The organism is Pontibacter roseus DSM 17521 (assembly GCF_000373265.1).
GTDB classification, from domain to species: domain Bacteria; phylum Bacteroidota; class Bacteroidia; order Cytophagales; family Hymenobacteraceae; genus Pontibacter; species Pontibacter roseus.
This window is the reverse complement of sequence record NZ_KB890767.1, coordinates 132480-146161: the sequence shown is the minus strand read 5'-3', so window position 1 is coordinate 146161 and position 13682 is coordinate 132480. Positions and strand designations below refer to the sequence as shown.

8 protein-coding genes are annotated in these 13682 nt (G+C 55.5%); 7 read left to right on the top strand and 1 reads right to left on the bottom strand.

Annotated features, from left to right (window positions below; all coding sequences use genetic code 11):
- Nucleotides 1-158: 158 nt before the first annotated feature.
- The 4 genes from B051_RS0117235 (at nucleotide 159) to B051_RS0117220 (ending at nucleotide 6877) form a co-directional block, all read left to right on the top strand.
- Nucleotides 159-3107 carry a glycosyl hydrolase 115 family protein gene (locus B051_RS0117235; protein ID WP_245539653.1) on the top strand — a complete coding sequence of 983 codons (2949 nt, stop codon included), beginning with the start codon at nucleotides 159-161 and terminating at the stop codon, nucleotides 3105-3107.
- 28 nt (nucleotides 3108-3135) lie between these two features.
- Entirely contained in the window at nucleotides 3136-4845 is a 1710-nt protein-coding gene (locus B051_RS0117230) for a glycoside hydrolase family 43 protein (protein ID WP_033317008.1), read from the top strand.
- A 35-nt stretch (nucleotides 4846-4880) separates the two neighbouring features.
- Nucleotides 4881-5984, top strand: a complete 1104-nt coding sequence (locus tag B051_RS0117225; protein ID WP_018479467.1) for a glycoside hydrolase family 43 protein — start codon at nucleotides 4881-4883, stop codon at nucleotides 5982-5984.
- A 356-nt stretch (nucleotides 5985-6340) separates the two neighbouring features.
- Nucleotides 6341-6877 (top strand): YceI family protein, encoded by a 537-nt coding sequence (locus B051_RS0117220; protein ID WP_018479466.1) that lies wholly within the window; start codon nucleotides 6341-6343, stop codon nucleotides 6875-6877.
- A 102-nt stretch (nucleotides 6878-6979) separates the two neighbouring features.
- Here the strand turns inward: B051_RS0117220 and B051_RS0117215 are convergent, their stop codons facing one another.
- The gene (locus tag B051_RS0117215; protein WP_018479465.1) at nucleotides 6980-8557 is read right to left on the bottom strand and encodes a hypothetical protein; all 1578 of its coding nucleotides are present in this window, start codon (nucleotides 8555-8557) and stop codon (nucleotides 6980-6982) included.
- A 384-nt stretch (nucleotides 8558-8941) separates the two neighbouring features.
- Between B051_RS0117215 and B051_RS0117210 the strand changes: the two genes are divergently transcribed.
- Genes B051_RS0117210 through B051_RS0117200 form a run of 3 tightly spaced genes read left to right on the top strand, consistent with a single transcriptional unit; the run spans nucleotide 8942 to nucleotide 13670 of the window.
- Nucleotides 8942-11407, top strand: a complete 2466-nt coding sequence (locus tag B051_RS0117210) for a glycoside hydrolase family 2 protein (protein WP_018479464.1) — start codon at nucleotides 8942-8944, stop codon at nucleotides 11405-11407.
- Between the two features lie 39 nt (nucleotides 11408-11446).
- Entirely contained in the window at nucleotides 11447-12592 is a 1146-nt protein-coding gene (locus tag B051_RS0117205; RefSeq protein ID WP_018479463.1) for a galactokinase, read from the top strand.
- The gene (locus B051_RS0117200) at nucleotides 12555-13670 is read left to right on the top strand and encodes a UDP-glucose--hexose-1-phosphate uridylyltransferase (RefSeq protein WP_083919470.1); all 1116 of its coding nucleotides are present in this window, start codon (nucleotides 12555-12557) and stop codon (nucleotides 13668-13670) included. The genes B051_RS0117205 and B051_RS0117200 overlap by 38 nt, the downstream gene beginning before the upstream one ends.
- Nucleotides 13671-13682 lie beyond the last annotated feature (12 nt).

Genomic DNA, 13682 nt, shown 5'->3' with positions numbered 1-13682 from the left:
TCCAGAGAAAGCGAAACCAAGATTTTGCCGCTGGATAGGTGTGTCTTTAGGCAGGTATAGTGCCTGATGCCGTTTCTTGCTCCCTGCCTAAGGCAGGTGAGTTTGTAGATAATTCCATGTGAAACAGCAGCCTTTACGCTGCCGAAAAGTATTGAACTATGAAGCACTCTTTCACACCCTATACCTGTATGACGCCCACTGGCAGTGGGCTATACCCGCTGCGGCAGCTAGCCTATACCTTGGGTTTTGTTATCTTCTTTGCCCTGGTTAGTCAGCCGGCGCAGGCTACGTTCGATAAGTCATACATCAGCAATTCTAAAGAGAAAGGCAGCTTTGCATTAGCGGCAGATGGTAAACTGGCCCCGCTGTATGTAAGTAATCAGGACCATGCCGGAGTGATTCGCGCTGCCCGCGATTTGCAGGCAGATATTAAGCGGGTAACCCAGGCCGAACCGAAACTGACCATCGACAAAAAAGCCCCCAAGGCGAAGCAACTGGTACTGGTGGGTACGCTGGGCAATAGTCCGGTGATTGACAAGCTGGTGAAAAGCAAGAAGCTGGATGTGTCAGGTATAGCCGGCAAATGGGAGACTTTTCTGGTGCAGGTGGTGGAGAAGCCAATGGCAGGCGTGGACCAAGCCTTGGTGATTGTAGGCAGCGACAAACGTGGCACCATTTACGGCATTTACGATGTATCGGCTCAGATTGGGGTAACGCCCTGGTATTGGTGGGCTGATGTGCCGGTGAAAAAACAAGAGAACCTCTACGTGCTGCCAGGCCGCCATACCTTGGGCACACCAGCCGTGCAGTACCGCGGCATCTTCATCAACGACGAAGCCCCTGCGCTGGCAGGCTGGGCCACCGAAAAATTTGGCGGCTTCAACTCAAAATTCTATGTGCATGTGTTTGAGTTGATTCTGCGCATGAAAGGCAATTACCTGTGGCCCGCCATGTGGGGTCGCTCTATTTATGACGATGACCCAAAGAGCCCGGTGCTGGCCGACGAATACGGTGTAGTCATCGGCACATCGCACCACGAACCGTTGTCGCGCGCCCACGTGGAGTGGAGTCGCTACGGCAAAGGCGCCTGGAACTACCAGACGAACAAAGCGACTTTGCAGGAATTCTGGCGCGAAGGCATCCGGCGCATGGGCAAAAACGAAAGCATTGTGACGATAGGTATGCGCGGCGACGGAGACGAGCCGATGAGCGAGGACAGCAACATCGCTTTGCTGGAGCAGATTGTGGAAGACCAGCGCAAAATAATCTCAGAAGTAACAGGCAAACCAGCCTCTGAAACCCCGCAAATCTGGGCGCTCTACAAAGAGGTGCAGGACTATTACGACGCAGGTATGCGTGTGCCGGATGACGTGACGCTTTTGCTGGCCGACGACAACTGGGGCAACCTGCGCAAGCTGCCCAAGCTAGGCGAGAAGCAGCACTCGGGCGGTTTTGGCATCTACTACCACTTCGATTATGTGGGCGGACCGCGAAACTATAAGTGGGTCAACACCAACCCGCTGCCGCGTATCTGGGAGCAAATGCACCTGGCCTACCAGCATGGCGCAAACAAAATCTGGATTGTGAATGTGGGCGACATCAAGCCGATGGAGTTCCCGACCGAGTTCTTCCTCGACTATGCCTGGAACCCAGAAAAATGGCCGGTGGAGCGACTCGATGAATACACCAAGTTATGGGCAGCACAGCAGTTCGGCGAAACCCACGCTCCGGCTATTGCCGAGATGCTGGCCAAGTATGCCAAGTTCAATTCCCGCCGCAAGCCAGAGCTTTTGTCGGCCGACACCTATAGCCTGACCAATTACCGCGAAGCGGAGCGCGTGGTGGCCGAGTACCAGCAACTGGCCCAGCAGGCAGAGCAACTGTACAACCAGCTTCCTGCCGAGGCCAAAGACGCTTACTTCCAGCTGGTGCTGCACCCTGTCAAAGCCGCAGCCAACCTCAACGCCCTGTGGGTTTCTGTGGGCTTCAACCGCCTGTATGGCAAGCAAGGCCGTGCCGCGACTAACGTCTTGGCCGAGCAGGGAAGAAAGCATTTTGCCCTGGATCAGGAGCTATCCCGCATTTACAACGAAGACATCGCCGATGGCAAGTGGAGCCACATGATGGACCAGACGCACATCAGCTATACCTATTGGCAGCAGCCCGAGGTGGATGTGATGCCAGACGTAACCGAACTCAAACTACCCGCTGCCGCTGAGATGGGCATTGCCGTGGAAGGTTCGGCCGCGTGGTGGCTAGCCGCTAAAGAAGAAGCCGTACTACCAGAGCTGACCCCGTTCGGCGAGAAAGCCCACTACTTCGAAATCTTCAACCGCGGGCAGGCGCCCTTCAACTATACCGTGAAAACGGGTGCGCCTTGGCTACAGGTAGACCAGCAACAGGGTAGGGTGGAAGACCAGCAGCGCCTGTGGGTAAGTGTAGACTGGAACAAAGCGCCGCAAGGAAAGCAGCGAGTGCCGATTACCATCACCGGGCCAAACGGGAAGAGGGTAGTGGTGCAGGCGCAGGTGAACAATCCAACTACGGCCAGCACTGCCAAAGGCTTTGTGGAAAGCAACGGCTACATCTCCATGCAAGCCGAGAACTTCAGCCGTAACTCACCCGCTGGCAACCTAAGCTGGAAACTGTTGCCTGGCCTGGGCCGCACCGCCTCCGCCATGACGCCCTTCCCGGTGACGGCATTAAGTCAGAAGCTTGGCGCCAACAGCCCTGTGCTCGAGTACGACATGCACTTGTTGAGCAGCGGCGAAGTGAACGTGCAGGTATACGTGTCGCCGACACTCAACTACCTGGATTTGCCGCAAGGCATACGCTACGCTGTTTCCATTGACGATGCAGCGCCGCAAATCGTGAGCATCCACAACGACAACACCACCAAGTCCTGGGACGATTGGGTGGCTAACAATATCATCGTCACGCAGTCGAAGCATAAGGTAGATAAGCCAGGGCAGCACACGCTCAAGGTATGGATGGTAGAACCGGGTGTGGTGGTACAGAAGATTGTGGTAGAGACAACAGGAGCAAAGCCAAGCTACCTCGGTCCGCCGGAGAGCGCTCAGGCAGGGGCAGAGACGGCAGTGAATTAAGGTATAGTGACCAGCAAAAGACGAAAGCATGATACGATTTAGCAACATCCTGATAAGAACGGGTCTGGCAATAGCTCTGACGTTAACTTCATTGGCAACACAGGCGCAGGAGAAGTTCCTGAATCCGATTCTAGCAGGCTTTTACCCGGACCCTAGCATCTGTCGGGCAGGCGACGACTTTTACCTGGTGCACTCTACCTTTTCCTACTATCCGGGTGTACCGATTTTTCATAGCAAGGACTTAGTCAACTGGAAACAGATCGGCAACATCCTCGACCGGCCGGAGCAATTGGATGTGGAGGGTTTAGGCGTATCGCGGGGCATCTTTGCGCCGGCCATTGAGTACCACGACGGCGTGTTCTACATGATAACGACGCTGGTGGATAAAGGCGGCAACTTTGTTGTGACTGCGACCAATCCAGCCGGCCCTTGGTCAGACCCGGTATGGTTGCGCGATGTACACGGCATTGACCCTTCCCTCTTTTTCGATAAGGACGGGAAAGCCTATATCCTCTACAATAGTGACGCACCCGACAACAAACCGCTTTACGACGGCCACCGCACTATCCGGCAGCTTGAGTTCGATTACAAGAACCTGAAAACCGTGGGCCAGCCGAGCATCCTGGTAAATGGTGGCGTGGACATTTCCAAAAAGCCCGTTTGGATAGAAGGACCGCACATCTACAACGTGGGCAACTACTATTACCTGATGGCAGCCGAGGGCGGTACCAGCGTGAATCACTCCGAAGTGATTCTGCGCAGCGAGAAGGCAACTGGGCCTTACGTGCCGTACGAGAAAAACCCCATCCTGACGCAGCGCCACCTGCCCAACGACCGTCCGAACCCAGTATCCGCCACCGGCCACGCCGATTTGGTGCAGACGAAAAACGGAGAGTGGTGGGCAGTCTTTCTGGCCACCCGCCCGTACGACACCGAAGACCACTACAACATCGGCCGCGAAACTTTTCTGGCTCCTGTTACCTGGAAAGACGGTTGGCCCATTATCAATGCTGAGCATGAACTGGTGCAGTACAGCTATACCCGTCCCAATCTGCCGGAAGCAAAACTGAGCGACTTCCCGCTGAACGGTAACTTCAGGTATAGAGAAGACTTCAACGACAGCAAACTGCCCCTGCACTGGCTGATGCTCCGCACACCGCGCACCGACTGGTATAGCCTGAGCCAACCATCCGGGAAACTGACGCTAGAGGTGCGCACGGAAGAGCTGTCAGGCAAAGGCAATCCGTCGTACATCGCCAGAAGGCAGCAGCACATCACTGGAAGCGCCAGTACTAAAATGGATTTCCAGCCAGCTAGTGACAACGAGTTTGCAGGTATAGCGGCTTTTCAGGGTGAGAAGCACCATTACCTATTGGGCAAGACCATGACCAAAGGCAAGCAAACGGTGCAACTACGAAAGGCCGACGGCTCTGTGCTGGCGGAAAAACAGCTCAGCAAAAAAGAAGGCAAACTGCCTTTGCAACTCAAAATAGATTTCGACGGAGCTAGGTACGCCTTCTCCTACGCGACCAAAGAAGGCGACTGGAAATTGCTACAGGGCGATGTGGACGGCCGTTACCTCAGTACCCGTGTGTCAGGCGGTTTTGTGGGCGTTACGCTGGGTATATTTGCCACTTCGCAGGGCAAGCCCTCCAGCAGCAAGGCTTCCTTTGACTGGTTCGATTACGAAGGCAACGATGCCATTTACAACAGCACTTCTACCTCTTTAAAACAATAAATAAGATTTTAACCGATTCATAACCTATACCTATTATGATAGCAAAAAAGCCTTTTAAACACGCCGCGCTGGCCATGCTGGCGGTATCCGTTCTGGCAAGCGGTTGCCAGAGCAATGCCTCCGAGAACCAGGCAGAAGCAGAACAGCCTGCCGCACAAAATGCTGTAACCGTATCGAATGACCCGCTGGTGACGCACATCTTTACCGCTGACCCGTCGGCCCACGTGTTCAACGGCCGGATTTTCATCTACCCCTCGCACGACATCGATGCAGGTATACCGGAGAAAGACGACGGCTCACACTTTGCCATGAAAGACTACCATGTGCTGTCGATGGACAGCGTGGGAGGTAAAGTAACCGACCATGGCGTAGCACTGGACATCAAAGATGTGCCTTGGGCCAGCAGACAAATGTGGGCGCCGGATGCAGCGCACAAAAACGGCACTTACTATTTCTTCTTCCCGGCCAAAGACAAAGACGATATCTTCCGAATAGGAGTAGCCACCAGCACCTCACCAAGTGGTCCGTTTAAAGCGGAGCCGCAGCCAATCAAGGGCAGTTACAGCATAGACCCCGCGGTGTACGAAGACAATGGCGAGTACTACATGTACATCGGCGGCATCTGGGGAGGTCAGTTACAGCGCTGGAGCTCCGGCACCTATAATCCAAAAGATGAGTACCCGGCTGACGACGCGCCAGCACTGATGCCAAAAGTGGCTAAACTGAGCCCCGACATGAAGAGCTTTGCCGAGGAACTGCGCGATGTGCAGATTTTGGACGAGAACGGCAAACCGCTACTGGCCAAGGACAACGAAAGACGCTTTTTTGAGGCAGCCTGGGTGCACAAGTACAACGGCAAATACTACTTCTCTTACTCCACCGGCGACACGCACAACATCGCCTACGCCACCGGCGACAGCCCTTACGGCCCCTTCACCTACCAAGGTGTCATCCTGAAGCCGGTGCTGGGCTGGACGAACCATCACTCTATTGCAGAGCATAATGGAAAGTGGTACCTGTTCTACCACGACAGCTCGCTGTCGGGTGGCAAAACGCCGCTGCGCAGTGTGAAGGTGACTGAGCTAAAGCATAACTCCGATGGGAGCATTGAGACAATAGACGCGATGGTGAAGTTATAGTGAGCAAAATTTCATTCGTCTAGTGTAAAGCCTTGCAAGCATCCGCTTGCAAGGCTTTTTTTATGGCTTAATTCTGCCTTAGCTAAGCAAGATTCACCAGACAGGGTATAACCGCTATACCTGGATGTGCCATTGCTCAATCCACGACGGGCATTGCGTTAAATCTTCCAAGAAGTTTAGTTTACTGAACTTGGGGTATACAAGGCCACGGTCCAGTTTTCAGGTATAAGCAAAGCCACTATGAGAGAACAAATTTTGTGGCGAAGTGAATCTTTTTAAAATAACTGATGTATATACATTAGATGTTTATACATTTGTGAATCGAAAATTTACTTAACTTTAAAATAAGAAAAGACATGGCAAACGTAAGATGGGCAGTAGACCCAACCCACAGCGAAGTACAGTTCAAGGTGAAGCACCTGATGATTACGACCGTTACAGGTTATTTCGAGAAGTTCAACGTAGAGGCGGAGAGCGAAGATGAGAACTTCAACGGCGCGAGCAACGTGGTGTTCACAGCCGATGTGAACTCCATCAGCACCAACAACGAGCAGCGCGACACGCACCTCAAGTCACCTGACTTCTTTGACGTGGCGAAGCACGACGAGATTCGCTTTGTAGGCAAGAACTATGAGAATGTAGGCGGCAGCGAATACAAACTGCATGGCGACCTGACCATACGCGACATCACCAAACCGGTGACCGTAGACGTGGAGTTTGGCGGCACGGTAGTAGACCCGTACGGCCAGCACAAGGCCGGCTTCACCGTGACAGGCAAAATCAGCCGCAAAGATTTTGGCCTGACCTGGAATGCCGTGACAGAGGCGGGCAGCGTGGTCGTAAGCGACGAAATCAAGCTGCAGGCTGAAATCCAACTCGTGAAGCAGGCCTAATCTCGCTAGTCGAGCAACAGCACCCATAATCAAAAAGGAGAAAGGACCGCTCAGGGTCCTTTCTCCTTTTTTTGCTATACCTATTGTAAAGGCTATACCTGACTAGTTCTCGTAGCTGAAGTCTTTGAAAGTCTTGGCGATGTTCTCGTTGGTTGGCTTGTTCTTGTTTTTCCAGTTCGCGTCCAGCTCCAGCGCCACCAGCCCCTTCAGGTTCATCAGGGCCACGAAATCATCTGCGTCTTTGAGGAACTCCGGCTTGCGGCGCGAGGACTTCAGGGCATACTTGCGCGCGAACACATCGCCCTTCGTCTGGAGCTCGTTCCGCTTTTCGATGATGTAGTTCAACCGTTCCACCAGGTCCTTGGTAGAGCGGCCTATCACTTCCGTCGCCTCCAGCGTACCTATCGTCATGACCGTGGTGCCGCCGATGGTGGTGATTTTCTTGCTGGTGGCGGGCGTCTCTACAATCACAGGGGCTATACCTGTCACGGCTCCGAGGGAGGCATTGGTGAGCGAACGGGCTTTCTTGCCTTTGCGGGCGCGGTTGTACTTCTTCTTCAGGTCGCGCTCCGTCTCCTTCAACTGCTCCATCAAGTCCCAAGCGCGCACCAGCGCGGCACGGTACTCGTTGTAGAGCTTCTGGTCTGCCTCGGCCTCGTTCACAGCGTTCACAATGGTGAAAGACACGGTGCGCTCATCGCGCCTGTTCGACTTGTCGAGCACGAAGAAGGTGATATCAAACGAGACGGAGTCCAATGGGTCGCGCACGAAGTCGTAGCCGGGTTTCCAGATGAACTCATACTGCGACGGGGTATTCTTCACGAGCGCGGTGGCCGGCAAATCAGTGTTGTCTGAAATGAAATTGAAAGAGGCGATGTCGGCCTCTCCGTTCGGGTCGTAAATCTGAAACTTGAGATTGACCGTGGAACCCTCCTTGTAAACAAAGCGCTTCTGGGATGGAATCATCTGCAGGCTGGGCGGGAGGTCCTGCTGGGTCACCTCCACCTTGAAATAGCCCTTCGTGCGTGCTTTGGCCGGCTGGTCTTCCACATAGAACTCCACTTTGATGGGGTTGTTGCGCAGCCGGTTGAACTGCGTGAGCGATGGCTTCCAGGTGAACTCTCCCTGCTCCGAAAGCTTGGCGCCCTCTGGCATACCTTCCGGAATGGGTACGAACACGATGGGGTCGTTGTCCTCGTCCTTGACCACCGACGATTCGATGGTATACGTGTTCTGGGCGTTGTAGCGCACATACAGGGGCTTGAGCTCTCCAACGGACGGCGGCCTATTGACGTGCTCCACTTTGAAGTCAATCACCTGACTCACACTCTCGTCGCTCCCGTTGCTGGCCTTGAAGATGACCTGCACCGTGCGCTCGGCGCCTAGCCTGTCCACGAAATCGTAGCTGGGCGTCCAGGAGAAATGGCCCAGCGTGTCGAACTGGATGCCCTCCACCATGCCCTGGGTTATGGTATAGGTATAGAGGCTGTCCTTGCCCCCCGTGGCCTGGAGCGTGAACTCAAGTTTCTCCCCCTCCTTCAGCACGTTCCAGCTCTTCTTTTCAGGGAAAGACAGTTTCAAGGCCGGCGATTTGGTCCTGTTCCTGGAAGTGGCTTCCTGAGCCGACACATGGGTGAAAAGCAGGAACAGCACAGAAAAAAGAAGGAGGCTCTTTCTCATAAAGCAGCGGGGTGCACTAATCAGGTGAATAGAAGCCCCTAAATTAGCAAAGACTTTAGCGTGAAACAAAGGATGTAGCCTGAAAACCGCACAAAAACGCATGAACTTCTTATTCAGGAATCGCTTCGGCTCTGTGAAGGTATAGGCGATATAGTTTGTTACTTTTCTAATATTTAATTTATCTCACAAACCGCTTTTAATCTGCTCATATACATGAAGTAGGACAGACTCTAACCGAATGGGTCGGGTGTGACAGGGATAGGTATGGCCTGTAATGAGGGTTGCCGCTAGCTTTTCCAGCAAAGGCCTGCCAAAGCTCTATAGCCCGAGAAGTGAATATTTCCGTAGTAGAATATCTGCATACACAAAGACCCAAAAGCGCACATGTTCCAGAAGAAACCGATGAGCCACCCGGACAGCGAAACCACTTGGAGGCACCTGTTTTACTGCCTGGTAGGGGCTTGTCTGCTGTTGCTCAGCGGCTGCACCCAAAAGCCACAGACAACCTCACAGGCTACGGCGTCAGCCACCGAAACCGTGCAGAATTTCAACCACAGTTGGGAGTTCGTGCGGGACATCGACACCACCGGTTTTGCCAGCAGATTATCAGGCAGGGAGTCTGGGCCAGGTATAGCGTGGGAGCAGGTCAGCCTGCCGCACACGGCCCGGCTGGAGCCCATCGAGAAAAAGGAACAGCAGTGGCAAGGCACCGCCTTCTACCGGAAGTTTTTTGCGCTACCCGCTTCCGACCAAGGCAAACACATCGCGCTGCAGTTTGAGGCTGCCATGCAGGTGGCCGACATATACCTGAATGGGCGGCAGGTGTTCCGGCACCTGGGCGGTTACCTGCCCTTCTACATCGACATCTCAGACCACGCCAGGTATGGCGAGGAGAACGTGCTGCTCATCAAACTGAACAACGAGGACAATCCGGCCGTGCCTCCCGGCAAACCCCTGGCCGACCTGGACTTCAACTACTACAGCGGCCTCTACCGCAATGCCTTCCTCATCACAAAAGACAAGCTCCACATCTCGGACCCCATCGCCGCTAACCGGGTAGCGGGTGGCGGCGTGCTGCTGCACTACGAGAACGTGAGTCCGCAATCCGCTACTTTGCATGTGCAGACCGAAGTGAAAAACGACCACGCCCAGCAGCGGGAAGGGCAGGTGCGGCTGGTGCTGACCGACAAGGAAGGCAGAACGGTAGGGGAGGCCTTGTCTGACCCCATGGCCGTAGCGCCTAATCAGTATGGCACTTTCCGGCAGCAAATCAACATTGCTAATCCGCAGCTCTGGTCACCGGACCAGCCCTACCTCTATACCTTAACAGTGGAGTTGCAGCAGAAGGGGAAGGCCACGGAGCAGATGGTGCTCAAGACGGGTGTCAAGACCTTCCGGTTTGCAGCAGACGGGTTTTACCTGAACGGCCAGAAGCTATACCTGCGGGGCACCAACCGCCACCAGGAGTACCCTTACCTGGGCTATGCCTTGTCGGATAACATGAACTACCGCGACGCCTGGAAGATAAAAGAGGCTGGCTTCAACTTCGTGCGCCTCTCGCATTACCCGCAGTCCCCCGCCTTCATGGAGGCCTGCGACGAACTGGGGCTGCTGACGATGGATGCCATACCCGGCTGGCAGTTCTTCGGCGATGCGGAATTCCAGAAGAACAGCCTGCAGGATGTGCGTGAGATGGTGCGTCGTGACCGAAACTATACCTCCGTTGTGCTGTGGGAAGCATCGTTGAACGAATCCGGTATGACGAAGGAGTTTATGGAGCGCGCCCACAAGGCGGTGCACGAGGAACTGCCCTTTGGCGAAACCTATACCTGTGGTTGGGTAGATGAGGTATACGATGTGTTCATCCCCGCCCGGCAGCACGGAAAGCCGCCCCATTACTGGAACAAGTACGACAAGGGCAAACCTCTTTTCATAGCCGAGTACGGTGACTGGGAATACTATGCCCAAAACGCCGGCTTCAACCAGAAGGAGTTCGCCAACCTGAAAGAGGAGGAGCGGACTTCGCGGCAGCTGCGGGGCTTTGGGCAGAAGCGGCTGTTGCAGCAGGCCCTCAATTACCAGGAGGCGCACAACAGCAACCTGCAGGGCCCGGCTGTAGGCGATGCCAACTGGCTCATGTTCGACTACAAGCGAGGTTACGCCGATGACATCGAGGCCTCGGGCATCATGGACATCGTGCGGCTGCCTAAGTTCGCTTACTACTTCTACCAAAGCCAGGCCGGGCCAAACCTGCAAGAGCAGTCGACATTCCACAAACCCATGGTATACATCGCCAACTTCTGGCACAAGCCCGACATGAAAACGGTGAAGGTATACAGCAACTGCGAGGAGGTGGAACTGCTGCTCAACGGTAAATCAATCGCGCGCCAGCGCCCGGACAAGGACCGCAACTCCACACACCTGCCACACCCGCCGTTCACCTTTGAGGTGCCGCAGTACGCGCCGGGGACACTTACCGCCCGTGGCTTTATCGGGGGCCGCCCTGTGGTGCAAACCGAGCAACGAACGCCCGGCGAGCCCGCCAAACTAATCCTGTCCGTTGACATCAGCGGCAAAGAACTGGAGGCTGGCGTCAACGATGCCGTGTTCGTATATGCCAGCATTGTGGATGCGAACGGAACGGTGGTGCCAGAGGCGGTGAACCAGGTCACCTTCACGCTGGAAGGAGACGCGGAGTTGGTAGGGGAGGCGTCAGTCGTGGCGGAGGCGGGCATTGCCACCATTCTGGTGAAGGCAGGGAAACAGGCTGGGGCCATTCACGTAAATGCCCGGGCAGACGGTCTGGAGGCTGGGCGCTATACCTTGCAGGCGACGGCGGTAAAAGAATAAATCAGGTATAGGAATCCTAAGTGAGTACAAAGGGAAACGATGCGAGAAGAAATCAAAAACACCTTCAGGTCGAGGTTCCAGCAGGAGCCTGTCGTGGTGCGTTCGCCGGGGCGGGTTAACCTGATTGGTGAGCATACCGACTACAACGAGGGCTTCGTGCTGCCGGCTGCCATCAACAAGGAAGTCTACTTCGCGCTGGCGCCCAACCACACAACTGCCATGCGGGCCTATGCCTACAACCTGCAGCAGGAGGCGAAATTTGATTTGGATCATGTAAAACCCTCCGACATCGGCTGGGCCAACTATTTGCTGGGGGTGGTGGCACAGCTGCAGCAGGCCGGTCATCAGGTGAAAGGCTTTGATGTAGTGTTCGGCGGGGACATCCCCATCGGGGCAGGGCTGTCCTCATCGGCGGCGGTGGAGTGCGGGCTGGCCTTCGCGTTGAACCATGTCTTCGATTTAGGTATACCCAAGCTTGACTTGGTGAAGATGGCGCAGCTGGCGGAGCATACCTATGCCGGTGTCAAGTGTGGCATCATGGACCAGTTCGCCAGCATGTTCGGCAAAGAGAGCCACGTCGTGAAACTCGACTGCCGCTCCCTGGACTATACCTACTACCACCTGGGCATGGCCGACTACCGCATCGTGCTGCTCGATACGCAGGTGAAGCACAACCTGGCCTCCTCGGAATACAACACCCGCCGGCAGGAGTGTGAGACAGGCGTAGCGCTGCTGCACGCGCACTACCCCCAAGTGAACAGCCTGCGCGAGACCACCATGCCCATGCTCGAAAGACACAAAGCGGAGTTTGACCCTGTGGTATGGAAGCGCTGTGCCTACGTAGTGCAGGAGAACGCGCGCGTGGAGAAAGCCTGCCAGGCGCTGGAACGGGACGATATGCAGACTTTTGGGCAGATGATGTACGCCTCACACGAAGGGCTGCAGCACGACTATGAAGTGAGCTGTCCGGAACTGGACTTTCTGGTGGAGCAGGCGAGGCCGCAGGAGGCCGTGCTGGGTGCCCGCATGATGGGCGGCGGCTTCGGTGGCTGCACCATCAACCTCGTCAAACTGGAGGCGCTGGACGCTTTTACCCAACAGATGCAGGTGGCCTACCAGCAGCGCTTCGGCATTGAGCTGAAAACGTATGTTGCTGAGATTGTGGACGGCAGCAGCCTGGCCTGAACATGCAGCGCCTACATCAGTATACATCCTAAATTATGCACTTGTGGCCAACTTCGATTTAGCAGAGCATCCGCACAGAAGGTACAACCCGCTCTCAGGCGAGTGGGTGCTGGTCTCACCGCACCGTTCCAAGCGGCCCTGGCAGGGGCAGCAGGAGGAGGTGGGCGGTGAGGAGCGCCCGCCTTACGACCCTGGCTGCTACCTGTGCCCTTCCAACACCCGCGCCAACGGCGAACAGAATCCTGCCTATACCTCCACCTTTGTGTTTGACAACGACTTTAGCGCGTTGCAGGCTGGAACGCCGGAAGGCTCTTTCCTGAAAGGGGGCCTGATTCGGGCCGAAAGCGAGCGGGGCATCTGCCGGGTCATCTGCTTCTCCCCGCGCCACGACCTCACGCTGGCCGACATGGAAGTGGCCGACATACGGCAGGTGGTGGACCTGTGGCAACGCGAGTTCACTGAGCTCGGCAACCTGGACTTCATCCGCTATGTGCAGATTTTTGAAAACAAAGGTGCCGTCATGGGCTGCAGCAACCCGCACCCGCACGGACAGATATGGGCCCAGAGCACCGTGCCTGTGGAGCCTGCCAAAGAAACCAAACAACAAGGCGAATATTTTGACGTGAACCAGCGCAGCCTGCTGCAGGATTACCTGTCCCTGGAACTGGAGGAAGGCACCCGGGTGGTGGCGGAGAACGAACACTTCGTGGTGGTGGTGCCTTTCTGGGCGGTATGGCCGTTTGAGACGCTCGTCATCAGCAGGCGCCATTTCCAGCACATGGGGCAGATGGACGAGGAGGAGAAGGACGGTTTCAGCGGTATCATCAAGGCGCTGACGACTGCCTACGATCGGGTGTTCAACGTGTCGTTCCCGTACTCCTCCGGCATCCACCAAAGCCCCACCGATGGGCAGGACTACCCGGGTTGGCACTTTCACATGCATTTTTACCCGCCGCTGCTGCGCTCGGCCACGGTGCGCAAGTTCATGGTGGGCTACGAGATGATGGGCAATCCGCAGCGGGACATCACGCCGGAGGCCGCCGCCGCCATGCTCCGAAAACTGGTGGTGCCAAGCTGAGTCGGCTCATGG

Coding starts and splice junctions, on each gene's coding strand:
- B051_RS0117235 (WP_245539653.1), top strand. CDS start 159: ATGAAGCACTCTTTCACACCCTATACCTGTATGACGCCCACTGGCAGT.
- B051_RS0117230 (WP_033317008.1), top strand. CDS start 3,136: ATGATACGATTTAGCAACATCCTGATAAGAACGGGTCTGGCAATAGCT.
- B051_RS0117225 (WP_018479467.1), top strand. CDS start 4,881: ATGATAGCAAAAAAGCCTTTTAAACACGCCGCGCTGGCCATGCTGGCG.
- B051_RS0117220 (WP_018479466.1), top strand. CDS start 6,341: ATGGCAAACGTAAGATGGGCAGTAGACCCAACCCACAGCGAAGTACAG.
- B051_RS0117215 (WP_018479465.1), bottom strand. CDS start 8,557: ATGAGAAAGAGCCTCCTTCTTTTTTCTGTGCTGTTCCTGCTTTTCACC.
- B051_RS0117210 (WP_018479464.1), top strand. CDS start 8,942: ATGTTCCAGAAGAAACCGATGAGCCACCCGGACAGCGAAACCACTTGG.
- B051_RS0117205 (WP_018479463.1), top strand. CDS start 11,447: ATGCGAGAAGAAATCAAAAACACCTTCAGGTCGAGGTTCCAGCAGGAG.
- B051_RS0117200 (WP_083919470.1), top strand. CDS start 12,555: ATGTTGCTGAGATTGTGGACGGCAGCAGCCTGGCCTGAACATGCAGCG.